The sequence below is a fragment of the Alteromonas sp. AWM4_230 genome (assembly GCF_056158305.1).
Window position 1 is genome coordinate 3,350,859 of sequence record NZ_JBSWTB010000001.1, and the last position, 25,971, is coordinate 3,376,829.

General features: G+C 44.1%; 20 protein-coding genes. 7 read left to right on the forward strand and 13 right to left on the reverse strand.

The genetic code is table 11. The annotated features are described in order from the left end of the window. Nucleotides 1–63: 63 nt before the first annotated feature. From ACXACS_RS14370 to seqA, 8 genes are all read right to left on the reverse strand, one after another. Entirely contained in the window at nucleotides 64–2,472 is a 2,409-nt protein-coding gene (locus tag ACXACS_RS14370) for an alpha/beta hydrolase family protein (RefSeq protein WP_474807579.1), read from the reverse strand. 138 nt (nucleotides 2,473–2,610) lie between these two features. Continuing rightward, nucleotides 2,611–2,937 carry a heavy metal-binding domain-containing protein gene (locus ACXACS_RS14375; protein ID WP_025254804.1) on the reverse strand — a complete coding sequence of 109 codons (327 nt, stop codon included), beginning with the start codon at nucleotides 2,935–2,937 and terminating at the stop codon, nucleotides 2,611–2,613. A 54-nt stretch (nucleotides 2,938–2,991) separates the two neighbouring features. Beyond that, nucleotides 2,992–3,402 carry an HIT domain-containing protein gene (locus ACXACS_RS14380; protein ID WP_474807581.1) on the reverse strand — a complete coding sequence of 137 codons (411 nt, stop codon included), beginning with the start codon at nucleotides 3,400–3,402 and terminating at the stop codon, nucleotides 2,992–2,994. Further along, entirely contained in the window at nucleotides 3,395–4,426 is a 1,032-nt protein-coding gene (gene astE / locus ACXACS_RS14385; RefSeq protein ID WP_474807583.1) for a succinylglutamate desuccinylase, read from the reverse strand. Before astE ends, ACXACS_RS14380 begins: the two co-directional genes overlap by 8 nt. A 286-nt stretch (nucleotides 4,427–4,712) precedes the next feature. Then, complete coding sequence (locus ACXACS_RS14390) at nucleotides 4,713–6,017, reverse strand: putative bifunctional diguanylate cyclase/phosphodiesterase (RefSeq protein WP_474807585.1); 1,305 nt, start codon at nucleotides 6,015–6,017, stop codon at nucleotides 4,713–4,715. A gap of 316 nt (nucleotides 6,018–6,333) precedes the next feature. After that, nucleotides 6,334–8,811: a glycogen/starch/alpha-glucan phosphorylase gene (locus ACXACS_RS14395; protein WP_474807587.1), complete on the reverse strand. Its 2,478-nt coding sequence runs from the start codon at nucleotides 8,809–8,811 to the stop codon at nucleotides 6,334–6,336. 218 nt (nucleotides 8,812–9,029) lie between these two features. Next, the gene (gene pgm, locus ACXACS_RS14400; protein ID WP_474807589.1) at nucleotides 9,030–10,682 is read right to left on the reverse strand and encodes a phosphoglucomutase (alpha-D-glucose-1,6-bisphosphate-dependent); all 1,653 of its coding nucleotides are present in this window, start codon (nucleotides 10,680–10,682) and stop codon (nucleotides 9,030–9,032) included. A gap of 46 nt (nucleotides 10,683–10,728) precedes the next feature. Beyond that, nucleotides 10,729–11,553 (reverse strand): replication initiation negative regulator SeqA, encoded by an 825-nt coding sequence (seqA, locus tag ACXACS_RS14405; RefSeq protein ID WP_474807591.1) that lies wholly within the window; start codon nucleotides 11,551–11,553, stop codon nucleotides 10,729–10,731. Nucleotides 11,554–11,786: 233 nt separating this feature from the next. Here seqA and ACXACS_RS14410 point away from each other — a divergent pair, with 233 nt between their 5' ends. The 6 genes from ACXACS_RS14410 (at nucleotide 11,787) to cynS (ending at nucleotide 19,806) form a co-directional block, all read left to right on the forward strand. Next, nucleotides 11,787–12,734, forward strand: a complete 948-nt coding sequence (locus ACXACS_RS14410) for an AAA family ATPase (RefSeq protein WP_474807593.1) — start codon at nucleotides 11,787–11,789, stop codon at nucleotides 12,732–12,734. A gap of 27 nt (nucleotides 12,735–12,761) precedes the next feature. Next, a complete protein-coding gene (locus tag ACXACS_RS14415) occupies nucleotides 12,762–13,946 on the forward strand; it encodes a DUF58 domain-containing protein (protein WP_474807595.1) in 1,185 nt (394 codons plus the stop codon). Continuing rightward, nucleotides 13,943–16,009 carry a transglutaminase TgpA family protein gene (locus ACXACS_RS14420; RefSeq protein WP_474807597.1) on the forward strand — a complete coding sequence of 689 codons (2,067 nt, stop codon included), beginning with the start codon at nucleotides 13,943–13,945 and terminating at the stop codon, nucleotides 16,007–16,009. The genes ACXACS_RS14415 and ACXACS_RS14420 overlap by 4 nt, the downstream gene beginning before the upstream one ends. A 494-nt stretch (nucleotides 16,010–16,503) precedes the next feature. Beyond that, nucleotides 16,504–17,352, forward strand: a complete 849-nt coding sequence (locus ACXACS_RS14425) for a formate/nitrite transporter family protein (RefSeq protein ID WP_179982984.1) — start codon at nucleotides 16,504–16,506, stop codon at nucleotides 17,350–17,352. Between the two features lie 121 nt (nucleotides 17,353–17,473). Further along, a complete protein-coding gene (locus ACXACS_RS14430; protein ID WP_474807600.1) occupies nucleotides 17,474–19,339 on the forward strand; it encodes a bifunctional protein-serine/threonine kinase/phosphatase in 1,866 nt (621 codons plus the stop codon). A 17-nt stretch (nucleotides 19,340–19,356) separates the two neighbouring features. Beyond that, the gene (gene cynS / locus ACXACS_RS14435; RefSeq protein WP_474807602.1) at nucleotides 19,357–19,806 is read left to right on the forward strand and encodes a cyanase; all 450 of its coding nucleotides are present in this window, start codon (nucleotides 19,357–19,359) and stop codon (nucleotides 19,804–19,806) included. 117 nt (nucleotides 19,807–19,923) lie between these two features. Here cynS and fusA read toward each other — a convergent pair whose 3' ends face one another. From fusA to ACXACS_RS14460, 5 genes are all read right to left on the reverse strand, one after another. Beyond that, nucleotides 19,924–22,011: an elongation factor G gene (fusA, locus tag ACXACS_RS14440; RefSeq protein ID WP_474807604.1), complete on the reverse strand. Its 2,088-nt coding sequence runs from the start codon at nucleotides 22,009–22,011 to the stop codon at nucleotides 19,924–19,926. A 183-nt stretch (nucleotides 22,012–22,194) separates the two neighbouring features. Next, nucleotides 22,195–23,292 (reverse strand): 23S rRNA (cytidine(2498)-2'-O)-methyltransferase RlmM, encoded by a 1,098-nt coding sequence (gene rlmM / locus ACXACS_RS14445; RefSeq protein WP_474807606.1) that lies wholly within the window; start codon nucleotides 23,290–23,292, stop codon nucleotides 22,195–22,197. Then, nucleotides 23,285–23,797, reverse strand: a complete 513-nt coding sequence (locus ACXACS_RS14450; RefSeq protein WP_474807608.1) for a DUF423 domain-containing protein — start codon at nucleotides 23,795–23,797, stop codon at nucleotides 23,285–23,287. The genes rlmM and ACXACS_RS14450 overlap by 8 nt, the downstream gene beginning before the upstream one ends. 41 nt (nucleotides 23,798–23,838) lie before the next feature. Next, on the reverse strand, nucleotides 23,839–24,489 hold the full coding sequence (locus ACXACS_RS14455; RefSeq protein ID WP_474809284.1) for an alpha/beta family hydrolase: 651 nt from the start codon (nucleotides 24,487–24,489) through the stop codon (nucleotides 23,839–23,841). A 70-nt stretch (nucleotides 24,490–24,559) separates the two neighbouring features. Then, complete coding sequence (locus ACXACS_RS14460) at nucleotides 24,560–25,462, reverse strand: transcriptional regulator GcvA (RefSeq protein WP_474807609.1); 903 nt, start codon at nucleotides 25,460–25,462, stop codon at nucleotides 24,560–24,562. 216 nt (nucleotides 25,463–25,678) lie between these two features. On the opposite strand from ACXACS_RS14460, the gene ACXACS_RS14465 reads away from it, so the two are divergent. Further along, complete coding sequence (locus tag ACXACS_RS14465; protein WP_474807611.1) at nucleotides 25,679–25,957, forward strand: hypothetical protein; 279 nt, start codon at nucleotides 25,679–25,681, stop codon at nucleotides 25,955–25,957. The last annotated feature ends 14 nt before the right edge of the window (nucleotides 25,958–25,971 follow it).

The window sequence follows — 25,971 nt, forward strand, 5'->3', positions numbered from 1 at the left end:
TCACTTAATAGGTGACCACCTTTTTTTAGTTACGCTATGAATTAATAGATAATGTTACCGTAACTATTTAGCGCCTTTGTTTTTCACATACTTTTCAAGCCACTGGTCTTGTTCCCAAAGGGTGTGTAACACACTTTCTTTCGCTCGGTATCCATGACTTTCCTTTGGCAACATAACTAGTCGCGTCACTGCGCCTAAGCCTTTCAAAGCGTTAAAATAACGCTCACTTTGCATAGGATACGTACCCGAATTATTGTCTGCTTCACCATGTATTAGTAAAAGTGGCGTCTTCATTTTCTCAGCGTGCATAAATGGCGACATAGTGTAATACACGTCTGGCGCATCCCAGTAGTGGCGCTCTTCCGACTGAAAACCAAATGGGGTCAGTGTACGATTGTAGGCACCAGAACGGGCAATACCGGCAGCAAATAAGTCCGAATGGGACAACAGGTTTGCTACCATGAAGGCACCATAGCTATGCCCGCCTACCGCGACGCGCTCGGGGTCAATAAGCCCTTTTTCGTCTAGCGCATCAATCGCTGCCTTTGCGTTGGCAACTAGCTGGGGTCTAAAGGTGTCGTTAGGCTCTTCGTCTCCCTCCCCTACAATTGGGAAAGAAGCATCGTCTAGCACCACATAGCCTTTGGTTACCCAATAGATAGGCGAGCCGTACCATGGATAAATAAAACGATTAGGGTTTTGTGTATTTTGACCTGCGCTAGATTTATCCTTAAATTCCTCTGGGTAGGCCCATAGGATCATGGGGTAGCGTTTGCCTTCCTCGTAATCAGTTGGCAAATATAAGGTACCTGTTAAATCTAAACCGTCGTTACGCTTGTACGTAATCACCTCTTTCTTAACGTTTTGAATGCTTTCGAAAGGGTTTTCAAAGTGGGTTAACTGAGTCAGCGTGTTATCTTTTAAGCTACGGAAATAGTAGTTCGGGTAATCTCGCTTAGACTCAATTCTTACCAACAAGCGGTCATTTTTCATATTGAAATCGCGCAAGTCTTCAAATTTATCAGTGTACTCACTTGAATACACCCGCGATGTTTCAAGGGTGTTAAGATTTAATTTATCTAAGAACGGGAATTGCCCTTCAGGCGTAAAACCATCTCCAAGCAAAAACGCATTCTCTCCTTCTAGCGCAAGCACATCTTTGAAGTACTCATTTTTGCGGGTAACAAAGCTGCCTGGGTCGCTGTATTTATCTTGATAGCTTCGGTTTGAAATAATCTTCGCAGGTTTACTTTGATCAGGGCTAAACAGATAAGTTTTAAGATTGCGGGTATTCCACCAATAATCCATGGCTACCGCAGTGCTGTCGTCGCTCCAAATAAAGCGATAAAACCTGTCCTCTGTTTTAAGGATTTGCTCGGCATCGCCACTAAATGGCGCTTCAAGCTGCATTAGCTTGTCACGGTGCGTAACTTCTGTGTCAGGGTCTCCTCCGTCTAGCGCTTCAGCATATACGATTGTATTCGGTTTATCGTTGCGCCACTGTACGTCGCGAGGCCCGGTCCGAACAGCCATGAAACCTTGTGGTAAGTCTTCAATGAGCGGAACGTCGACAAGTGTTTTAGCCAGCGTTCCATTTTTATTATACAAGCTGATAGTGTGGGGAAAACGGCGGTAGGTCACTAAATAAGAAAACGGCGTGTTGTACTCCTGCACCATCACGTAGTCGCCGGCCGGAGAAACGCTAATATCGCCATACATCCCTGACGCTAACCACGGCGAAGGCTTCCCTTTTAATGGCACTTTATACACTTCAGAACGGGCTAATTGCTCAAAATTGAACTCGTCGTTCTTGTTTTTCAGCAAGTCTTGATATGTGCGGTTTTGTGCTTTTTTACCGTTGCTCACTGAGATCGTTGGGCCAGTCGGCACTGCTACGCTGGTGTCGATTAAATCTTTTCTATCTGTGGGTACTACTTTTACCAAAAGTGAAAGGCTATCTGCATTCCAATTTAAGGTATCCCCCATGTTCGCATTTATAGGTTTATCAAACAGCTTTCTCGCTGCAGCCGCTTTGATATCAAGCACCCATAGCTCAACACCTTTACTTGTGGTGTGAGTGAACGCCATATAGCGCTGATTCGGTGACCAAGAAAAGTTAGTTAGACGCGGAGTTTCAGGCATGCCTTCGACCGTAACGCTGTCCTTGCTGCCGACTCGCTGAACCTCTAATTTATTATAGTAAGTGACGCGACTTCCAATGTTTGTGGCAGGGTCAATTCTAAGGCCTGCTAAGCGAAGCTCTTCTTTAGATAAGTCTTCTATCGACTTATAGTTATCGCGAAACAACAGCACCATATTCTTCTGTGCATCGTCTACGAGAGTCGCTGGTGCAAGCGTAACATCCACTAAATCTAGAATTTCTTTAGACGGTTTTTGATACTGAAGGCCATCCTGTGCAAATAGATGGCAGGAGCATGCGGCAAATAGGACAAACATCCATTTTCTTAGCATTCTATTTCCTTAATTAGGTTTTCTTGAGGGTAAAAAACAAAAAAAGCGAGACATTGCCACCGTTGATAAACAACTGACTTAAGCCTCGCTTCAATTGATTAATAAGCGCATACTTTAAAAACTATACACTTTTTGTAGTTATACTGGCGTCGTTTTAACTGCAGTACCGCTAATGCTCACCATTAGCATGCTGCCTTTATCACCAATGACTTGATAGTCTAGGTCTATACCAACCACAGCGTTTGCGCCCATGCTTCTTGCTTCGTGTTCTAGTTCGGTAAACGCGAGTTTTCGCGCAGTGGTAAGCTCTTCTTCATAAGACCCCGAACGACCGCCCACGATATCGCGAATAGACGCGAAGAGATCTTTGAACACATTTGCGCCCATTACGGCCTCGCCCACGACAATACCGTAATAGGCTTCAATTTTGTGACCTTCCAAGGTTGGGGTAGTTGAAACAATCATGCGTAACTCCTTTTAATGTGAACTGTTAATTTACCGCTATTTAGGCATACCCGCCTAACCGTTGTCTTTAAACCATTGCTTGATGGTCTCAACAAGAGCTTGCGCTTCACTGGTGTCATAGGCCACTGTAGGCTGATTACCCCATACAGGTTTTGGCCAAGCACAGTCGTTTTCAAAACGCGCGACATGGTGTACATGAAGCTGTCTTACCACGTTACCTAATGCGGCTACATTTAGTTTTAATGGTGAAAATATGGCCTGCATCGCTTTTGAAGCCAGCGCAGATTCTCTTAGCAAGACCACCTGCTCATCTTCTGATAAGTCGATAATTTCCGCGATATCATTTTTCATCGGCACCAGTATCAGCCACGGAAATTGACTGTCGTTCATTAACAGTACACGACACAGCGAGAGATCACAGACAAAAAATGTATCATTGTGTAAACGGCTATCAAGTTTAAACATCTAGCTTATCCAGTGTGGTAGGCACTACGGTTAATAAGGCACGTTGGCCAATGGCAACCTTTGCATTAGGAAAAACGATAGCTTCACCGTCTTGCTCAGCTACGTATTCTTTGTTTGGCTCAGACGCCAATACGGTGCCTTTAGGGTAGTCAGTGAAGTTTGGGGTATCGTCGTCGAAATGAAGTGTAAACGCTTCTTCCTGGCGGTTTATTACTTGGTTCACGCGGTAGATATCAAGGTCGTCCATATTTACCGAAGGAGCAAAGTCTTGTTCAGTTATAAGTTGCGTAAGTGCGGTTTTAGCATCCGCAAACCGGCTCATATCGTTCTGCCCAAACGGGCGTACTTTTCCAAGTTCAACGGTAAACGCATGAGCGTTATATTGATAAGAAGAGAAATAGCTAAACGTGGTGGTTGAACTTTCAGAAAGTAGAATGGTTTTTACCCCACACGCCGCAAGGAACGCTAGTTGCCCTTTGCTATGAACTCTGTCGTGAAGATAAGGATATACCGCAAACTTTTCATTTTTCGAAGCGCGAATTGCCGTGTGCAGGTCGTAGTGATAACGGGTGCCTTCAGCTGCTTCAAAGAAAGACGCCACCGCATCTTCTAGCTGCTTAGCACGCACACGTTCAGCGTTCACTAAACCCTCGCCAGTTGAGTGCGCCCCGCTAAACAAGCGGTTCATGTTCTCTTCGACAAAGCGCTCAGCAATATCCATGGCCGGTAAATTACCGAATAAGAACAGTACATCGTGTGCTAACGTCATTGCCCCTGTAAGGATGCCTTTAACTAATTCATCACAAATTTCGATAGGTGCAGTTTCATTACCGTGAACACCACAGGACAAAACAATGCGTTTACTTGGCGTAGAGGTAGGCTGTACGGAAAAACTAATGATGCCAGGCGCAGTGATACTAACGTCAGTGCCGTTGGCTAGCGTAAATTGATGAGCGCGTTCGAATAACTCGGGTTGACGGCGAGAAAGTGTTAAAAATTGGCCGTTTTCGATAAGTTCTTGCATAAGTGTGAGCTTTGTTGACTTTGTCTAATCTCGAATAACTTAAGTGTACCGAGACAGTCTATCAAAATCACCTTATCTCAAGGTTTTATTGCGCTAGGCTGTAACTAATAAATAACGCTTTTCTGCACTAGTCGCGATATTCTACAAGACTACGCAGTTTCTTTAGTACTAAGGGGGTAGCAATACTTAACCTAATTAGGCGCCCCAAAATAAAAAACTAGAAACAAAGACGCAATAAAGTACAAAGCTACTGAGGTTAATTACGATTGGCTAGCGGTGGTAGTGGCTAGGCTTGGGCCCTTCTTGGCGAACTACCGACAATGATTTCTTGCTGAATAAGTTGCACGAATTCAGTAAAAGGTATAGCACGCGAGAATAAATACCCCTGACCTTGAGAGACCCCGACCTCTCGAAGAATGTGAAGCTGCTCTACGGTTTCAATGCCCTCAGCAACCACACAACAATTCTTAGCTTGGCCTATTACTTTCGCCGCCTCAATTATCGCCCTATTAACCGGATGTGCTTCTAATTCCATCACGAAAGATTTATCTATTTTCAGGGCATCGATATCTAGGTCGCGAATATAAGCAAGGTTGGAATATCCCTTGCCGAAGTCGTCTACTGATATAGCCACACCAAGGTTTCTTAATTCATCTAACTGTTTTTTCACCATCAGTGAATTAGATAGCGCAACGTCTTCGGTGAGTTCTAATTCAATAAGAGACAGCGGTAAACCATAGGTGTCGCTTAACATTTTCAGTGTAGGTATTAACTGATTGTCATAAAGCTGAGTAGGTGAAATGTTTACTGACAGTGAAATAGGCATCCTAAATCCATCCAGTTCAGCGAGTGCTCTAAATGCTTGCTCCAATGTCCAGTAACCCAGCTCATTCATCATATTGTATGACTCTGCAGCCTCAATCAAGGGTCCCGGAAACAAAACGCCATCAAGAGGATGATTCCAACGCAATAGACACTCTGCCCCCACTACCTCAAGGGTATTTAGGTCTACCTTGGGTTGATAGTAAAGCTCAAGTTCATTCTGGGACAGTGCGCGTTTTAGGTCAGCTTTTAGCGCTAAACTTCTGCCCGTGTCAGATTTATCTGACTTGGTCAGTGCGAAGTAGTTTTCGTACTTATTCTCTTTGGCCTGCTTTAATGCTGATTCTGCCCGAGATACAAACGCGGTAATATCAAACTTGTCGTTTTCGCCACATACCACGCCTACATTAAAGTCAGCGATAAATGCCGTACCTTCATAATGCATGGGCGTTTTAAAATGCTCGACAAGACGTTCGAACATTTGTCGCATCACCGCTTCCCTATTTTCGTTGGGAAAAACGATTCCAAATACATCGCCGCTAATTCGGCCAATAAGCACTTGCTGACCAAAAAGGCGTTGGATACGGTTGGCAATTTCTAGCAAGAAGCGGTCGCCGACGTGAATGCCTAGACTCGTTGTTACATCGGAGAAACGCACAACATCAACTAGCATCAAAGATACAGACGTGCTTTGAGAAGCTTGTTTTAAAACGCTATCGATAAATGCATAGCGATTGGGAATGGTTGCCAGTGATGTATGTTGGCTCATGATGTTTTCCTTGAGCTTTACGCTTCTAGGTACTAAAAACAACTACTTATATAAGACCATGCCGATACAAATGGCGCAACGGCACGTGAGTATGATTTTGCATACCTTCTTATACTTTTGTACAACAAAAGTATAATTCTGGTCCTCGTCTAACCTATAGCTAATTAGCTATCGTTATTAAAATAACACGCGAACCTTTAAAACAAGGCAGTGCCGTAATACGAAACACTGCTATAACAATATAGACGTTTTTTAAGAGGTATAAAAAAACCCGGCAAGTTTACCACTGCCGGGTTATTTCTATACGCTTCTGCGATTAGCTTTCAATCTTACACGGTGAAAGTTTCCAAACGCGCTCTACGTAATCACGAATTGAACGATCTGAAGTAAACTTACCCATCTTCGCTGTGTTGATAATCGCCATTTCCGCCCAGCGCTCTTTGTCGCGATACGCTGCATCAACGGCAATTTGCGCGTCAGAATAGGCGCGGAAATCCGCTAGTACCATGTAGGGGTCGCCGTTATCTAGCAAGCTTTGCTTGATAGATACCAGGGCACCTGGTTTACCCGGAGTGAAGTAATCGGTTTCTAACCAATCCAGCACAGCTTTAATTTCAGGATCTTTATAGTAGTAGTCGTGCGGGTTGTAGCCGCTAGCTTTAAGCTCGTTAACTTCTTCTACCGTAAGACCAAAGATAAAGATGTTGTCGTCGCCTACTTCTTCAGCAATCTCAACGTTTGCCCCGTCAAGTGTACCAATAGTAACCGCACCATTTAGTGCAAGTTTCATATTACCTGTACCTGATGCCTCTTTACCTGCCGTACTGATTTGTTCAGATACATCTGCTGCAGGGATCATCTTCTCCGCTAGCGACACGCGATAGTTTGGTAAGAATGCCACTTTAATCTTGTTATTAACGCGCGGGTCGTTATTGATTTTGTCAGCAACTTTATTAATCGCGTAAATAATGTCTTTTGCTAGCTTGTAGCCCGGTGCCGCTTTTGCACCGAATACAAATACACGTGGGTGCATATCGTAATCAGGATTCTCAAGAATACGACGGTACAAGGCCATAATATTTAATAGTGCTAAATGTTGACGCTTATATTCGTGCAAACGCTTAATTTGCACGTCAAAAATAGCATTAACGTCTACTTCTATATCCAGTGACTTGCGGATCTCTTCTGCTAACAACTCTTTGTTCTCAAGCTTCACTTTCATGAATTGCTTCTGGAACGTTTTGTTGCTTGCGAATTTTGCTAAGCCCTGCAGCTTATCTAAGTCGCGCGGCCAGTCATCACCAATTTTCTTATCAATAAGTTTAGACAGTCCTGGGTTACACGCTTTCAACCAGCGACGCGGCGTAATACCGTTGGTCACGTTAGTAAGCTTACCCGGATACAGTTCATCGAACTCTGGGAAAAGCGATGATTTAACAAGACGAGAGTGCATTTCTGCCACGCCGTTAACCGCAAACGAGCCGATTACTGAAAGATGACCCATTCGCACCATCTTCTCGTTACCTTCCTCAATGATTGAAAGCTTGCTTTTCATTGCATTGTCGCCAGGCCACTTCTTATCAACCTCTGCCATAAAGCGGTGGTTGATTTCGTAAATGATTTCCAAGTGACGAGGAAGAATTTTCTCAATCATGCGCGCAGGCCACTTTTCTAGCGCCTCTGGCAGCAACGTATGGTTAGTGTAGGCGAATACTTTCGTGCAGATACCCCAAGCTTCGTCCCAACCTAACTCTGCGCGGTCCACAAGAATACGCATTAGCTCTGGTATTGAAATAGCTGGGTGAGTGTCGTTTAGCTGAATAACAACTTGATCTGCGAAACGGCTCCAATCGTCACCGTGGGCGCGCTTGTAACGACGGATAATGTCTTTAAGCGAGCACGAGCAGAAGAAGTATTGCTGAATAAGGCGTAGCTCTTTACCCGCTTCGGTTTCATCGTTTGGATAAAGTACTTTTGAAATGGTTTCTGCCTGCACATTTTCACGCTGTGCATCAACGTAGCCACCCGCATTGAATACGTCCCAGTTGAAGTAGTCAGACGCTTCTGACTGCCACAAACGCAGTACGTTTACGGTTTTACCTTCATAGCCTACAACGGGAATATCCCATGGAACACCTTTTACAATGGAGCCTGGGTGCCATTCTTTAAGCACGCGACCATTTTCGCCGTACTTTGTTTCTACGTAACCATAAAGCGAGACTTCTTGTATAGATTCTGGACGGCAGATTTCCCAAGGGTTACCGTAATCACGCCAGCTATCTGGACGCTCGATTTGTGCACCGCTCTTAATTTCCTGACGGAACAGACCGTGTTCGTAGTGAATACCATACCCAATAGCAGGTAATTCCATGGTTGCAAGGGAGTCAATAAAACATGCTGCTAGTCGGCCAAGGCCGCCGTTACCCAGTGCCATGTCAGGCTCTTCTTCAAGAATATCTGAAATCTCAACGCCTAACTCTTTCAGTGCACCGCCAGCAACATCGAACAAGCCAAAGTTTTGCAGGTTGTTTGAAAGTAAACGCCCCATAAGGAACTCGGCCGAGAAGTAATGAACGGCGCGGGTGTCGTTCAAATAGTGACTCTTCTGCGTCTTGCGCAATCCTTCAAGCACTTGCTCTTGGATTGCCGCACAGGTTGCTTTCCACCAAGCGTGGTTGTTTGCTTTGTTTTCGTCGGTGCCTAGCGTGCAGTGCAAGTGTTTGATAACCGCTGCTTTGAATGCAGCCTTATCGATCACTGGAGAGGGTTGCGTCTTGGTCGCTTTTGCGTTCATTTTGCGTCTCACTCTTAAGTAGAAGCGGTGTTTACACACCAAAAACGTAATTTAATTACAGAATAACTTCAGAATATGACAGCAATATAGCAGCGCTTAAACGATTATGTTGTAATTATTTTGTTAAAATAACAAAAAATCGCATGAATTCGTATGCATTCATGCGATTTTTAACATTTCACTTACAAAATAAGATTAAAAACGGTTTATTTTTGTACTTACTTTATGATTTTACCAACTAAAGCTTCGGCTTCAGCAATTAACTCCTGTAAGTGACTTTCACCGTTAAAGCTCTCTGCATAAATTTTGTAGATCTGCTCAGTACCAGAAGGACGTGCTGCAAACCAGCCATTTTCCGTCGATACTTTAACACCACCAATGGCTGCATTATTACCCGGAGCATGGGTTTGTACAGAAGTTATAGACTCTCCTGCTAACGTATCGCTAGTGACTACAGACGCATCCATTGCTGAAAGTTTCTGCTTTTGCTCAAGTGTTGCTGCTACGTCTACACGGCTGTATACCGGTGCTGCAAACTTTTCCGTTAGCGCTTTGTAGTGCTCGCCCGGATCTTTACCCGTAACGGCTAAAATTTCTGCTGCTAGTAAACAAAGAATAAAGCCATCTTTATCTGTCGCCCATGTGCTTCCATTACGCTCAAGGAAAATACCACCCGCACTTTCTTCACCCGCAAAACCAATAGTGCTGTTAGATAAACCGTCTACAAACCATTTGAAGCCAACAGGCATTTCAGCCAGCGGCTTACCTAGACTATTCGCTACGCGGTCAATCATGCTGCTGGATACGAGTGTCTTACCGATATTCAAATCACTAGGCCAGTCCGGACGGTGGGTATAAAGGTAATTAATCGCCACAGCCAAATAATGGTTAGGGTTCATCAGCCCTGCGCTTTTGCACACAATACCATGACGGTCAAAATCTGGGTCGTTGCCCCATGCTAAATCGAAGTTGTCTTTTAGCTCAATCAACCCTGCCATGGCGTAAGCAGATGAACAATCCATGCGAAGCTTGCCGTCTTTGTCACGACGCATAAAACCAAACTGAGGGTCGACAGCATCATTAACCACTGTAATGTTTAACCCGTATTTTTCAGAAATACGCGACCAATACCCTACCCCGGCGCCTCCCAGAGGGTCAGTGCCTAGTTTTAAGTTCGCTTTTGCAATCGCTTCCATGTCGATGACTTTGGCTAAGTCCTCGATGTAAGGCTCCATAAAGTCTTCTTCACGGACCAGTTTGCGATCGGTAGCTTGGCGAATATCAATACGCTGAACATCTTTGTTGCCATCAGCAATTAACGTATTTGCGCGATCTTGAATTTGCTTAGTTACATCGCTATCGGCAGGGCCACCGTGTGGGGGATTGTATTTAAAGCCGCCGTCTGAAGGAGGGTTATGAGAGGGCGTAATAACAATTCCGTCCGCCTTGTCTTTATTACCAGCACGATTATAACGAATGATAGTGCGGGAAATAACAGGCGTTGGCGTATAGCCCATGCTTTCGTTATCTGAACGTTGCACTACAACATCTACGCCGTTAGCACATAAAACTTCTATGGCGGTGATCATGGCCGGTTCAGATAACGCGTGGGTATCTTTACCAACGTACAACGGGCCGTCGATACCTTCCTGCTTGCGGTATTCTACCAAAGCTTGGCAAATTGCACTGATGTGAGTGTCAGTAAAAGTAGCGTTCGACGCCGTGCCACGGTGGCCAGAAGTACCAAAAGACACTGACTGTCCCGGGTCATTCATATCCGGTTTGTAGCTGTAATACTGGCTCACTAACTGGGGTACGTTAATGAGTTGCTCCTTTGCTGCATGCTCTCCAGCCTGCGGATGTAATGCCATGAAAAAAGTCCTTATTTAGAAGTTTCGTTGTTTGTTACTTGGCTTGCTATTTACCTTCTGAAGAGAAACGCGCAACAACGGTTTCAATTACATCTGGTTGATAACCTAGGTTACGCAAAACTTGTTCCAGCATGTTTGTTTTCTTGGCAGTGTTGTTATTTGTCACCACCCAGAAAGGGCTATCTGGTATAGCTTTCGGATTAGTGCTGCTGCCGTTTTCAAGTAACGCTTCCTTACTTGTCGCAAAGTAAGTACGGTTTTTCCCCTTGATACTTTCAACACTCGCAAAATTTTCTGCATTAAGCTTGTGCGCTGCACTCAAAACAAACAAGAACTGATCAACCCGTTTAGTAAAGGTGCTTAATGCATCTTTTGAAACGGCATCCAAAATATCTCGTTTGGTGTGGGCTTCGTTTGAAAGCGGTGTTTCAGTAGGTGCCGATGGCTTTTTCGCCGCTCTGGTGCCTGCGGATGTTTTCGCTGCAGCAGTTTTTGCCGGCGTGGCCTTTGCTGGAGTGGCCTTTGCTGGCGCTTTCTTTGCCGCAGTTCTACTTACCGAGGCTTTATTCGCCGTTGACTTTACCGAAGCGTTAGACGCTTTTGTAGCAGTTTTAGCTAATGGCGCTTTAGGCTCTACTTCTACTTCTGCCGCCGTGCTTGGCTTACTTGTCGACTCTGTAACGTCTGCACTTTTTGTTTCGCTTGTTTTTGCAGGCGTCGATGATGCTGCACTAGGCTCTGTGCCCTGCGATACAGCTCCGTCTTCAGGTAAAAGTAAACGTCTTAAAATTTGCGATGCACTCTCACCAATATGCTTAGTCTGGCTGGCGATGAAGGCATATAAATCGTCATCTATTTCAATGCTTTTCATAACTACTTCCTTTTTAAGAGGCACCATTATAGACAACACAGTTAAACTACGCAGCACTTAATAGCAGATGTTTTGAGGAATCGTGAATATTAAACGTTGAACAGACCTATTGCATACCAACGTATAAATTTACAGAGGTATTAGAATAGAAAGCGATACCCTATCGTTGCTACTATGATTAAAACTATCATTTATAGAATGACAGAGTATTTTTAAATAAAAGTGACAAAACTATGCGCCAAGATATTATTCGTATTCAGCAAGCTCTTAGTCAAAAGATTATTGGCAAAGAGCATCAGCTGAAACTCGCCATTACGTGTTTACTGGCCAACGGTCACTTGTTAATTGAAGACTTACCAGGGATGGGTAAAACCACCCTATCACATGCCCTCTCTCAAGTTTTTGGTCTTCACTATGCGCGTATTCAATTTACGTCAGACTTGCTTCCATCGGACATGTTGGGCGTAAACATTTTTCACAGTCACGAAAGCGATGAGCAAAAACGCTTCTCTTTTAAACACGGCCCTATTTTCAGCCAAGTGGTTCTAGCCGACGAACTAAATAGAGCAAGCCCTAAAACTCAAAGTGCCCTATTAGAGGCAATGGAAGAGCGCCAAGTGAGTATTGATGGAGTAACCCATGCACTCCCGTCGCCTTTTTTTGTAATTGCAACACAAAACCCTAGCTATCAATCTGGCACTTACCCTTTACCAGAGTCGCAGCTAGACCGCTTCTTTATGCGTATTTCACTGGGCTATCCTGCTTGGGAAGCAGAGAAAGCGATGCTTATGCAGCAAGACGCTTCATCGCCTCTTAGCCAAATTCTAACTGAAGCAAACTTACACCAGATGCAAAGTGAAGTGTCTGCTGTTCATACGAGCGATGCCATTCTCGACTATATTTTGCGACTGGTAAGTGAAAGCAGAGAGAGCGGCGACTACCCTAACCCGCTTTCACCGAGAGCAAGCCGAGCAATACTTCAAGGTGCTAAGGCATGGGCATATGTGTGTGGTAGAGATTATGTGACGCCCGACGATGTTCAGGCTGTATTTGTGGCAATTACCGCACACCGATTAAGTTTACCTTACTACCAAGCTCCTCAGGGGCAACATAACCAAACTTTTGATGGAGAAAAACTGAGCCAAAAATTACTTAATAGTATCGACCCATTAGCAGCGTAGTATTTATGGATTGTTGGAGTATTACACGTGCGTAAAGTGCCAGCCTCCTTATCAAATTACTTCAAACATCGACTACTGAAGTGGCTAGATAAGCGTGTTCCGGCTTCCCCCGAACATCACCTAAACTTGAACAGTATTTTTATACTACCAAGTGGGTTTGGGTGGTCGTTTATTATTTTGTCACTGTGCTTGTTTTTACTCGGGACCAACTATCAAAACAACTTGATGTTACTGCTTAGCTATTTATGCTTAAGCATTATGCTGCTCACGTTATTTTACACTCATCAAAACTTTGCCCGTTTAGCACTTAAAGCGCTTCCGCCCGACTCATTTCACTGCAACCTAGACGGTGAAATACACCTTCAGATCATCCCTCATAAGAACACACCAACGAGAGCCTGCAATGGCGTACTGTCGGTAAAATGGCTGAATGTAGTACGCACAGCAGATACGCACACTCAAAAGACAGCTGATGGCGACACATCAGCATTTTTAGAGCGAAGCTTTAGCTTTGCGTTAAATAAACATCCAGGTTCAAACAAAGATCAACGACAAAGCCTCAGGGTACCTTTGCAAATACCAAAGCGGGGACCGTTTACTTTGGGGCGAATGACCATCGCCTGCGACTTTCCTCTTGGGCTTTATAAATGCTGGACTCACCTTGATTTTGACCAGCAAGTTGTTGTGTATGCTAAGCCTGAAGAAGGCCCTATCACTATCGATAAGATTGCAAATACAAATGAATCAGAAAGTGTCAGTGAATTGAGCGACCCAAGCAGTAGTGAAGACTTTTACGCTTTGAAGGATTATGAAGTTGGACAGCCACTTAACCGGGTATCGTGGAAGCATGTAGCTAAAAATGGAAATTGGGTTTCTAAATCTTTTACTTCTCTGCAAAGCGACAGCTATATATTTTCGATACCGTCGAATACAGATTTAGAAACTGCTGTTTCAGCACTTACTCATGCCATTCTTTCTTGGACAAATGCGGGCTCTTGGGCGAGTGCGGAACGCGGGTTCGGTGTACAGTTCAAAGGGCTAAATATTGCGCCTGACCATGGAGCTGAGCACATACATGAATGCCTTAGCGCACTTGCTTGTTTAGCACCTGTAAGTAACACAAACCATAATACTTCGTCGTTCAGCTCAACCATAAACAGGCCCGTTTCTTTAGCTTCCAAGCAAAAGAAGAAGATAAGGCCTTTAAGATGAACATCCTTACTTCTAGCCAGTTTTCACAATTAGCAGTTTTAAAAAACGTATTTAGCCAACCCCAGCCTGTGGCTGTTCTTCTACTTTGCGCAGCCTTTTCTCTAATACTCTCTACGCTTACCTCACCTTTAATGATTTGGGTATTGATGCTTAGCGGGTGTGCTGTGGTGGTGAGAATCGCAGGCCTTAGCACACTGCATAGCTTACCTACTTCACGTACGGTGAATTTGCTTGCTGTACTTGCCGTATTTGCTTTGTCTTGGTTCGGGTTCTCAGTAGGTCTTCTTGATAGCATGATCAATTTGTTGACTATTGCGTGCGCCCTAAAAATCATGCTCGTTAAGAATAAGCGAGACTTTCATCTACTAATATGTACCTGCTTATTCTTAATCGGCTGCGGGTTTATTTCGTCACTGAGTGTATTTGCATGGATAGGCTATACAGCTATATTAACATTATTGCTCGTCGCAACGGCCATTTATCACGGTGCTGGTGTTTCTATAGCGAAAAGCTTTAAATTCGTCAGTGTACTTGTTGTTCAAGCTTTTCCCATTGCGCTACTTTTATTTCTGCTGTTGCCTCAGCTTCCGCCCCTTTGGCAAATGCCCACATCAAAATCCACGGAAACCGGGCTTTCCGATACAGTTACGCCTGGTGATATAGCATCACTTGCCAGTTCATCTGAACTCGCTTTTAGTGCTACCTTCAATAGTGAAGAGGAGGTGCCCGATACACCTTTTAGATACTGGCGTGCAATGACACTTGAGCATTTTGATGGAAAAACCTGGTCTATCAGTGATAAACGTAAACAGGCCGAGCAACAGTTAGCTTCCATGGGAAGGTCAACGCCTCTATCGAGTCTAGCAGAAAAAGAGTTCCCCCTTGTAACTGATTATGAATTGATTGTAGAGCCTACTCAACAAAGGTGGATATTCGCACTAGAACCTTCATTGCCTAATAACCTTAAGAACAGTATTGCTGTCAGCACGCTATTTGATTACACCTTGCGTGCCGACACGCCCATATCCAGTAAAAAAGCTTTTTATTTACGCCACTTTCCGAACACACCGATCATAAACGGAATAGGAAACTTTGAAGCGCAACTAAATTTGCAAGTTTCAACAAATGGCAACCCCAAAGCTAGGGCTTGGGGACAAACGCTAGCTAATCAATACAGCAATGCGCAAGAGCTCGTCAATGCAGTAATGCGTGAATTCAATCAAGGGGGCTTCCGCTATACTCTTTCCCCAAACGCTATGCCTGTGGACCCTGTAGACAGCTTTTTATTTGAACAACGGGCCGGCTTTTGTGCTCACTATGCTGGCGCTATGGTCTACGTGCTTCGCGCAGCTGGCGTGCCTGCTAGAATGGTAACCGGCTACCAAGGTGGCAGCGCACTCAGTGATAAGGTCCTACAAATAAGACAGTACGATGCCCACGCCTGGGTAGAAGCATTAGTAGACGGAAAGTGGATACGTTTCGACCCCACCAGCATGGTCGCGCCGTCTCGATTATCTTTTGGGCTTGAACACGCATTAGAAAAATTAGGAGAGTCACGGGAAACAACCATACTAAGTGAATTTGGCAATTCTGCATTTTTTACAACCTTGCAAAGCTGGTTTCAACAACTTGACTATTCGTGGAGCAAGTGGGTGCTAGGCTTTGATAATGCAGCTCAGACCAACATGCTCGAGGAGCTATTAGGCGCGCTGACTCCGCAAAAAATGCGTGCCGTATTTTTATCGGCGCTTGGGCTAATTGGGCTCATATTAGCGCTATACTTTTTACCTAAAAAACAAAAGGAACATTTGTCGCCTTCGTATCGCATATTGCTAAAAGCGATAAAGCTTGTTGAAACAAAGACAGGGGTACATAGAGATAATAAAACCTTATCAGCCTATATTAATGAAACCAGCGCTTTTTTATCCCCGCATGCAGCTAGGGCCTTTAAACAACTGTGTGAGCTATTTGAACATGAGCATTATGCAAAGAGGGATCAAGGTTCTGATAGACATGTAGCCATGAAGCTTCAATTAAAAACACTCAAACAGTCACTCAAATAAAGAACCTAGCTAAAAGCGTTAGTGTGCTTGTGAAATAGATAGCGACATTGCACCTTAAACATTCACGAACCCACCTTTTTAGTGCAAATGGCTGATATTTTCACCGAGGTCACTTTTCACCCTGCCAAAAAAACAACATTAACATTTTGTTTTATATGCTTTTTTCGACACCATTGCTAATTTTTTATCTATTGGCACTTTTTTGGCTACTCTCTTGTTGTTTTAAAACCATAGATAGTAAAAAGTTCAAAGCGATGGCTGCAATGTATTATTGCTTAAGAACTTTAGTGTACAAAGGCGTGCACATATAAAGCGTTTTAAAAAATTACATCTGATAGCTACTACAATGCACAATTTTTGGACAAAGGCGTCCCCAGTTCTCTCTAACGAGAGTGCTGCGGACGCCTTTTTTTGATCTGCAAGAGCGCATGTAGATAGCTAACTTTCGGATGGCAACTGGCAACTTATTAATAACGACAACGTGAGGTGAAACCATGGCTTATCTTCTCCCCGCTGAGTTTGCGACCAAAATGGTAGATGCAGGCGAAGCAAAGATTTATATGTCTACACGAGATACTCTAATACGCGCTTATATGGCAGGTGCAATCTTGGCACTCGCTGCCGTTTTTGCAATTACCATAGCCGTTCAAACTGGCATTTTCCTGCTAGGAGCCGTGCTGTTCCCAGTTGGTTTTTGTATGCTTTACCTGATGGGTTTCGACCTTTTAACCGGCGTGTTTGTATTAACGCCGCTAGCATGGCTTGCCCAGCGCCCAGGGGTTACGCCAAAACAGATATTACGAAACTGGGGCTTAGTCTTTTTAGGTAATTTCGGCGGTGCTCTGACCGTTGCCTTTATGATGTCGTTTATTTTTACCATGGGATACAACGTAGATGGCGGCGCGATTGCGACCAAGGTTGCCAGTATTGGCGAAGCCCGTACGTTAGGCTATGCAGAGCATGGCGCAGCCGGCTGGTTCACCATTTTCATCCGCGGCATGCTATGTAACTGGATGGTGTCACTAGGTGTTGTAGGAGCGATGATCTCAACCCACGTAAGCGGTAAGGTGTTGGCTATGTGGATGCCCATCATGCTGTTCTTCTTCATGGGTTTTGAACACTCTGTGGTAAATATGTTCCTTTTCCCATTTGGTCTTATTATGGGCGGTGATTTCTCTGTAATGGATTACTTCATTTGGAATGAAATCCCAACAGCACTAGGCAACTTGGTAGGCGGTTTAGCTTTTACTGGCCTAACGCTTTATACCACCCACGTGAAGACATTGCCAAAGCGTACAATCCCTGTTGATAAAGCAGCGGCATCTCAAACGCTACCTATCTAATCAAGCTATATAGCCAAACCGCCATCACGACATCAACCTCTATGTTAAGTCGTGATGGCAACATTCTTTCCTATTTAAAAGTAAGTCGATAGTACAATGTACAGGTAACAAGCCATTGAATATGAATCAGCAAGCAGCGCTACAAACATCGAACTACTCGCTACCTTGCACACTTTCAGTAAGTGCTTTTTCAACACCTGGCGTTAAAGACATAAACCAAGATGCTTACACCTACCACGTATCTTCTGATGAGTTAAATCAAAGTAGTATTTTTGTGGTTGCTGACGGTGTCAGCAGTAGCACGGTAAGCCAGATTGCTAGCGATTTTGCTACCCGTCAGTTTATTAAGCTGTTTAGCATAGCGCCTGAACAATGGTCGGTTAAAACCCGCGCCGAAACCATTATCAAAGAAATTAATGCGCTGCTTTATACCCGAACGCAGAAAAGCGCTTTTTGCTACACCCCAGAAAAAGGCTATGTGTGCACGTTCTCAGTAGCAATCGTAACAGGCAATCACCTAGACGTATTTCACGTTGGAGATAGCCAGATTCAAGTTGTTACAAGCGACGCTAAAGACCCTATATTGCTAACTCGTCCTCATCGACAAGCATCAGATAGTGAACCTTTACAAACTTACCTTGCTAATGCATTGGGCGTGATAGCAAACATCGATATTGACCATACGTCATTAACGTTAACCTCACCAAGTACCATTGCGATAAGTACCGATGGCGTTTATGAATTCGTCGCGCTGCCGAGCATACTCAATAAAATAAATAATGCCAATACGCTATCTGAAAACCAAGCTGCTTTAGTTGTACACGAGGCGTTTAACAATGGAAGCGACGATAACCTCACCCTTCTGCTTGTAAAAGTCGAGTTCGCTCATATTGATTTCGATGGAAAACAAAACCTTATCTCGGCTATCGGAGAAATAGATACCAACTGTCAAGGCATATCTAATACTGCCGACTCTAACGATGGTAAATTACCACTAAAAACTACCGGCGAGTTAGCGTTTACCGAACTTAAAACCGGTGATGAAATAGATGGCTTTAAACTAGAGCGACAGCTTTATACCTCTGCGCGAAGCCATGTGTTTATCGCCACGCGACGCACGTCACCCGTTGCAAACCTGAATGATAATGTGGTTGTAAAAACACCAGCCACTGATTTTTCTCAATCTTCTGAAATGCTAAACGGTTTTCTAATAGAGAATTGGTTTTTAAGGCGGGTTGATTCACCCCATATTGTAAAAAGCCCTAGTTTTATGAACTTGGGTTATCAAAACACGCCCACAGCCTTTTATAGCGTGAGTAGCTATGTGCAAGGGCAGACCTTGGCACAATGGTCTATTGATAACCCTACGCCTACGTTAGAGCAAATTAGAAACATCATTGAGCAGGTTGGTAAAGGGTTACAGGCAATGCATCGCCAGGGCATTCTTCATAGGGATATACGCCCCGAAAATATTATCATCAGCGAACACGGTCACTGTACCCTTATAGACCTTGGTTCAGCGGCTTTAAAAAACGCCCCTAGTCTTTATAGTGATGCGCCTATTCCTGGCGCAGCACTCTTTGCTGCACCAGAGTACTTTTTAGGAAATATAGGCAGCGAGCGCTCCGATTTATTTTCCTTAGCCGTACTCACTTATTATCTTTTATGTGGTCGTTATCCTTACCATACCAAGCTTGCCCACTGTCGCACTTTTGCTGAACAGAAAAAACTAAAATACGAGACGGCGTTAGATCCTAAACGTCCAATACCTTCTTGGGTTGATAGTGCGCTCAAACGTGCTTTACACATAAACCCTGACAAACGCTACTCTTCGCTTTCAGAGTTTATGCACTCGCTGCGCTACCCAAATCCTTCTGAGCACACAACTTATCAGCCCTTAGTAAAGCGCCACCCGCTTTTTGTCTACAAAGCATTAATACTGGCCCTTATTGTTTGCAACCTAGTAACGCTCATTTTGTTTAATTAACCGTAGAGGAAATACTAATGATTACATCAAGAACACAAGTTACCGACATGATTCAATCAGCTAAGATTTTAAAAGGCATAAAATGGAGCCAAATTGCTGAGGTTGTAGGTCAGTCTAAAGAGTGGAGTACAGCTGCATGCTTAGGCCAGATGGCCATGACAAAGCAACAAGCAGAAGCGGTAGGCGAATTACTTGAACTTACCGACGAAGCCATTGCTTGGCTTCAAATCGTACCTTATAAAGGCTCGTTACCCACAGAAGTCCCTACCGACCCGCTTATTTATCGCTGGTATGAACTCGTAAATGTATATGGCACTACCTTAAAAGAACTTATTCATGAAGAGTTTGGCGACGGTATTATGAGCGCCATTGATTTCTCAATGGATTTACAGCGTGAGAGCGACCCTAAAGGCGACCGCGTTAGCGTAGTTATGTCTGGGAAGTTTTTGCCGTACAAAATGTACTAAAGCCATGCACTAGAGCCCTGCGCTGTAGGCATAAAAAAAGCCGGTCGAATGACCGGCTTTTTTGTATTTTTTTAAAGCGATAGCTAACACAAGTTAGCTAACGTTCGAAAAGGCTAATTACTTAGCGTCTTTACGTGCTTTCGCTTCTTCAATTACTTTGTCAGCTACGTTCTGAGGACATGCTGAGTAGTGGCTGAATTCCATAGAGAACTGACCACGACCAGATGTAATAGTACGTAGGTGACCGATGTAACCAAACATCTCAGATAGCGGTACGTCAGCCTTGATGCGAACGCCAGTAGCGCCAGCTTCTTGGTCTTTGATCATACCACGACGACGGTTAAGGTCACCGATTACGTCACCAACGTTGTCTTCTGGGCTGAATACGTCAACTTTCATCACAGGCTCAAGAATCTGAGGACCTGCTTTTGGCATTGACTGACGGAATGCACCTTTCGCTGCAATTTCGAACGCGATTGCTGATGAGTCAACTGCGTGGAAACCACCGTCGTATAGCTCGACTTCAACGTCTAGTACTGGGTAACCAGCTAGAGGACCTACTTCCATCATACCTGCGAAACCTTTTTCGATTGCAGGGAAGAATTCTTTAGGTACGTTACCGCCCACAACAGTAGATGTGAACTTGAAGCCAGAGTTAGTTTCGCCTGGCTTGATGCGGTAATCAATCTTACCGAACTGACCAGAACCACCAGACTGCTTCTTGTGCGTGTAGCTGTCTTCAACAGGTAGCGTGATAGTTTCACGGTATGCAACCTGTGGCTGACCAACTTCTAGCTCAACGCCGTAAGTACGCTTCAAGATGTCTACTTTGATGTCTAGGTGAAGCTCACCCATACCTTTAAGGATGGTTTCGCCTGAATCTTCGTCAGTTTCAACTTGGAAAGATGGATCTTCTGCTACTAGCTTACCGATAGCGATAGACATCTTTTCGTTAGCGCCTTTGTCTTTTGGCTTAACAGCAATCGAGATTACTGGCTCAGGGAAGATCATTGGCTCTAGTGTACAAGCATTCTTAGGATCACAAAGTGTGTGACCAGTTTGAACGTTCTTCATACCAACAACAGCTAGGATGTCACCGGCTTGTGCAGAAGTAAGTTCAGTACGCTCATCAGCGTGCATCTCAACCATACGGCCGATACGCTCAGTTTTACCGGTAGCACTGTTTAGGACAGTGTCACCCTTGTTAAGTACACCAGAGTAAATACGGATAAACGTAAGCGCACCGAAGCGGTCGTCCATAATTTTGAACGCAAGCGCACGGAACGGCTCGTCAACAGATACTGTTGCTACTTCACCAGTAGGTTCACCAGTCTCTTCATCTGTAAGAGGCTGAGGGTCTACTTCTGTTGGAGAAGGTAGGAAGTCGATAACCGCGTCAAGAACTAGCTGAATACCTTTGTTCTTAAATGCAGAACCACAGTAAGTTGGGAAGAACGCTAGGTCACGAGTACCTTTACGGATACAACGCTTGATGTCTTCTAGAGACGGCTCTTCGCCATCCATGTAAGCCATCATTAGGTCGTCGTCTTGCTCAACTGCAGTCTCGATTAGTTGCTCACGGTATTCGTTAGCTTTCTCAACCATATCTTCTGGGATATCTACTACTTCGTAGTTCTCAGGTAGGCCTGAGTCGTCCCAGATGTACGCTTTCATGTCTAGAAGGTTTACAACACCTGTAAACTCGTCTTCGATACCGATTGGAAGTGTCATTACTAGTGGGTTAGCAGCAAGTACTTTCTTAACTTGGCCAACAACACGGTAGAAGTCTGCACCCATACGGTCTAGCTTGTTAACGAAAATACAGCGTGCAACGCCAGATTCGTTAGCATAACGCCAGTTAGTTTCTGACTGTGGCTCAACACCGCCAGAACCACAGAATACACCGATACCGCCGTCTAGTACTTTAAGTGAACGATATACTTCAACTGTAAAGTCAACGTGTCCCGGAGTATCGATGATGTTCATGCGATGATCTTTCCAGAAACAGGTTGTTGCCGCTGACTGGATGGTAATACCACGCTCAGCTTCCTGCTCCATGAAGTCAGTTGTTGATTCACCATCGTGAACCTCACCAGTTTTATGGATTTTACCAGTAAGCTTCAAGATACGTTCTGTTGTGGTAGTTTTACCCGCGTCTACGTGGGCGAAAATACCAATGTTTCTGTATAAAGATAAGTCTGACATTAGTTCACTTTCATTGGTTCAGAGTAAAAAAACGGCTGGATTATAAAGGATTTCTATACCAGATTTACACCTTTTTTAGCATAAACCTAAAATTCGCTTGCCAAAATCCGCGCCAGCATCAATTCTTTTCTATAAGTATCAACAACTTAATATGTTATGACACTTTTTTGAAAAATAACAAAATCACACCTCATCAGCTGAAGTGCGAACAATTGTTACTGTAACTTCATCTCTGTCGTGGTAGAGATGCCTAACCTTAACCGCGAATGCATCATCTAAGGCATTTAAACGGCTATTTAACAACGCCATGGCTTCGACTACAGTTTCATAGCGTTGTTTCATAGGTAGCTTTAAGTTAAAAATGGCGTGGGTCGCCCAGTGCTTGACCAGCCAATCCCCCATCAATTTCGCTACTCTATCGGGTTGCTCTATCATATCACAGACAAGCAGATCGACGCGACCAAATTGTGGTCGATAAGTAAAGCCGTCTGCTGCGTGATGTTCAACCAACCCGGTACTCATTAAACTATCAGCTACAAGTCCATTATCGATAGCTTCCACATACATGCCGCGCTTCACCAATTGATAGGTCCAGCCGCCAGGGCACGCCCCTAAGTCAACCGCACGACCACCGCTTCGAAGTACTTTCGTTTGCTGAGTGTCACTCAGCATGTTTACAAGTGCATCTTCGAGTTTAAGGGTAGACCGGCTAGGCGCATCACTTGGAAATTTCAATCGGCAGATACCGAGATGATCACGACTTGCGTGGCTAGGTAATGTATAGCCAATATGACAAATTTCAAATGACTCAAAGAAAATATGCAGCTTAGGTTTACCTAAATTTTCTTTTGCAGTGAGCCACCCCGCCTTTCTTAGCGCTTGGCGAAGGGGTACGGTAAACTTTCGGCAAAACTTAGCGAGGGTTTTCCCATCCTCGGTATCTGGGTACTCCACGTCGATAGCACCAAATATAGAGTACGGCTTTTCTACTTCTTTTAGTGCTTCAAGTACCTGCCCCACTCTATCTTCTTTTTCCACTTCATTTAACGTGGTAAAAACGGCCACTAACTGGCGAGGAAAGATGCTGTCGTGAACAGTAAACTGGGTAATGGTTTGCTCTAATTGCGAAGCATCGTATAAATGGTAATGCACAAAGCCACTATTCTTCTTAGACACAGGGTAACCGTAGCACTGCGCTTCACCATATTTCGAGGTGAGTTCATTCGCCGTGTCATTTTCATACCCCGGTCGGCAATAGCCTAAAATACTAGCATTAGACATTACCTGCTCCTCTGTTTTTATCGTTTGTTTCGGCTTGCGCCATGTGTTTAGCATTTGTCCGGTCTAAATCAGATAAGTTTTGCTGTGCGCTTTCGTTCTCTTTAGACCGCCCAACAAGCAAACCAATCATTATTAAAGTCCACCCAGCGATAAAGAATAGGCCGCCTAATGGGGTAACTGGACCAAACCATTTGATACCGCTGATGGCAAGCGCGTATAAACTTCCGCTAAACAATACCGTACCGGTAACGAAACAAAACGCCGCACGATTAACCCACTTCGATGAAACATAAGTTGACAGAGCAGGCAACAGTATCAAAGCTAACGCGTGATACATTTGGTAGCGCACACCTATTTCAAATGTATTGAGCTGCTGTGCACTTAATACACTTTTTAAACCATGTGCGCCAAACGCGCCTAGCACAACCGCTAAGCCTGCAAGCAGCGCTCCAATAACAAGATAAGGTTTCGCAAGGCTAGTAAGCTTAAGTTTTTCGTTACTCATTAATTTAATCGTTCGCTTTCATTAAAATGTTGTTTTGAATATCACCTAGACAGATTGCGGGTTATAAACGCCGCAGTTAATTCAGCGCCTTTAACAATATGCCCTTGTTGGGTTTTGCCGCTGGCCTTTCTTGGTTTGAAGCTGTGGTCTCCGTCTTCTAAAAATACGCACTCAATAGTTGATGGTAGCGCGTAGTTCTCTTCACCACTTTCAATCTCATTTTTATTACCAAAGGTATCCCTTTCCCCTTGAATAATAAGCAAAGGTTTCGCCGCCGTTAGTAAGTGTTCTGTGCGAGTTTTCTCCGGCTTGCCTGGTGGGTGAAATGGATAACCTAGCGCTATCGCGCCTTTTACGTTGCTTATACCTTCATATACCATGGTGGACATACGCCCGCCCATGGACTTCCCGCCAATGAACACGGGTAAGTTATGCAGGGCTTTGTTATCTTTGCTGCACGACTCTATTACCGCAGTAAAATGTGACATGAGTTTGTCGGCCTTATCAGGAGGTCTGTGCTTACCAGTAGCCTTAATGGTTTGCATATAAGGGAAATTGAATAGCACCGTAGATATGTTTTGAGCAACAAGTTCGTTTGCCATGTCTTGCATGAACTCATGCTCTTTACCGGCACCCGCGCCGTGCCCAAGTATTAAGCATGCGATAGGCGCTTCGGCTACGTGCACTTCCATATCAAAAACAACGTCGTTTGTATTCGTTTCTGTATCAGTTTGTGTGTTGCTTTCTTTTACTTTAGCCATACTACAACAGATCCTCTTGTTCAGCTTCAACCAGCGCTAAGATCCAGTCTCTAAATGCTGCAATCTTTCCTAATTCAGCCTGTGATTCTTCACACACTAAATAAAATGCGTCGCGACTCTCTACCCGTTCTTCAAACGGCATCACGAGTCTCCCTGCTTCAATTTCTGGCCTAGCCAATATTGTATTACCCAACGCGATACCTTGTCCTAACGCAGCCGCTTGCAATACCAACATAGAATGGCTAAAAACCGGGCCATGATTTACATTCACGCCAACAACGCCAACATGTTTTAACCAGTTTTTCCACGCAGTACGGCTTAAGTCGTGAAGCAACACGTGGTGTCGTAAGTCAGACAAACTAGAAAGAGGCTTAGGTCCTTGAAAAAGCATAGGTGAACATAGCGGCGTTAAAAACTCTCGGTGCAGCTGATCAGCCTGTAGCCCTGCCCAGCGGCCTTTACCGTAATATATGGCAACGTCCACATCGTCTTCTAGGAAACCTTCGTCGAAATCTACTGCTTTTATGCGTACGTCAATATCTGGGTGTGCCAAACTAAATTTATGAATACGGGGTACCAACCATTGGCTTGCAAAGCTCGGCGGCATGGCGACTGTGATGGCACCTTTACTGCCCTTTGCGAGCAATCTTTCTGTCGCGTCCTGTAAGTTTTTAAAGATATCTTTCAACTCTAGGAAATAGGCCTGCCCCTCCTCGGTAAGAAGCAAAGTTCTATTTCTTCTTAAAAACAGCTTCATAGATAAGAAATCTTCAAGCGCTTTTATTTGATGACTTACTGCTGCTTGAGTAACAAACAGCTCATCGGCAGCCTTAGTAAAGCTCAAATGGCGCGCAGCCGCTTCAAACGATTTGAGGGCATTAAGAGGGGGTAACCGTCGGTGCATAGTTTGTTTTGAATCCAGTGTGACCGAAGCATGACAAATTCATTAGTTTTTCTAATGACAACCCATACTTTTACTCGTTTTATTTTTCACCGCCTGCTGATTATAATTTACCCGAAATTAAGAAAGAGCATTAAATTTCAGTACATTATGATGATTAAATGTTAAACATTTTAACATTCATCAACAATTTATTAATTATTTTTATTAGGTGTGAAAATGAAAAAATTACTTTTAGCTAGCGTTTCTGTTATGGCTTTCGTAAGCGCTGCTGCAAATGCTAACGCACAACCAGAAAAGATCAATCTACAATCGTTAATCAATACAGCAATGACCAGCGTAAAAATGGCTGAAGTATTGCCAGAAAACGATGCTCACATTGTTGTTAAGAAGCAATCAAAGGCGATTTTAGCTGAAGAGACGCAAGTTCAGCTTCACAAAAATTTATTAGCAATGGCAAAAGGTGAAGAGCGCGTAAACGTTTCTGAAGCGGAATAAGCTACTCACACACC

Coding starts and splice junctions, on each gene's coding strand:
- ACXACS_RS14370 (WP_474807579.1), bottom strand. CDS start 2,472: ATGCTAAGAAAATGGATGTTTGTCCTATTTGCCGCATGCTCCTGCCAT.
- ACXACS_RS14375 (WP_025254804.1), bottom strand. CDS start 2,937: ATGATTGTTTCAACTACCCCAACCTTGGAAGGTCACAAAATTGAAGCC.
- ACXACS_RS14380 (WP_474807581.1), bottom strand. CDS start 3,402: ATGTTTAAACTTGATAGCCGTTTACACAATGATACATTTTTTGTCTGT.
- astE (WP_474807583.1), bottom strand. CDS start 4,426: ATGCAAGAACTTATCGAAAACGGCCAATTTTTAACACTTTCTCGCCGT.
- ACXACS_RS14390 (WP_474807585.1), bottom strand. CDS start 6,017: ATGAGCCAACATACATCACTGGCAACCATTCCCAATCGCTATGCATTT.
- ACXACS_RS14395 (WP_474807587.1), bottom strand. CDS start 8,811: ATGAACGCAAAAGCGACCAAGACGCAACCCTCTCCAGTGATCGATAAG.
- pgm (WP_474807589.1), bottom strand. CDS start 10,682: ATGGCATTACATCCGCAGGCTGGAGAGCATGCAGCAAAGGAGCAACTC.
- seqA (WP_474807591.1), bottom strand. CDS start 11,553: ATGAAAAGCATTGAAATAGATGACGATTTATATGCCTTCATCGCCAGC.
- ACXACS_RS14410 (WP_474807593.1), top strand. CDS start 11,787: ATGCGCCAAGATATTATTCGTATTCAGCAAGCTCTTAGTCAAAAGATT.
- ACXACS_RS14420 (WP_474807597.1), top strand. CDS start 13,943: ATGAACATCCTTACTTCTAGCCAGTTTTCACAATTAGCAGTTTTAAAA.
- ACXACS_RS14425 (WP_179982984.1), top strand. CDS start 16,504: ATGGCTTATCTTCTCCCCGCTGAGTTTGCGACCAAAATGGTAGATGCA.
- ACXACS_RS14430 (WP_474807600.1), top strand. CDS start 17,474: ATGAATCAGCAAGCAGCGCTACAAACATCGAACTACTCGCTACCTTGC.
- cynS (WP_474807602.1), top strand. CDS start 19,357: ATGATTACATCAAGAACACAAGTTACCGACATGATTCAATCAGCTAAG.
- fusA (WP_474807604.1), bottom strand. CDS start 22,011: ATGTCAGACTTATCTTTATACAGAAACATTGGTATTTTCGCCCACGTA.
- rlmM (WP_474807606.1), bottom strand. CDS start 23,292: ATGTCTAATGCTAGTATTTTAGGCTATTGCCGACCGGGGTATGAAAAT.
- ACXACS_RS14450 (WP_474807608.1), bottom strand. CDS start 23,797: ATGAGTAACGAAAAACTTAAGCTTACTAGCCTTGCGAAACCTTATCTT.
- ACXACS_RS14455 (WP_474809284.1), bottom strand. CDS start 24,489: ATGGAAGTGCACGTAGCCGAAGCGCCTATCGCATGCTTAATACTTGGG.
- ACXACS_RS14460 (WP_474807609.1), bottom strand. CDS start 25,462: ATGCACCGACGGTTACCCCCTCTTAATGCCCTCAAATCGTTTGAAGCG.
- ACXACS_RS14465 (WP_474807611.1), top strand. CDS start 25,679: ATGAAAAAATTACTTTTAGCTAGCGTTTCTGTTATGGCTTTCGTAAGC.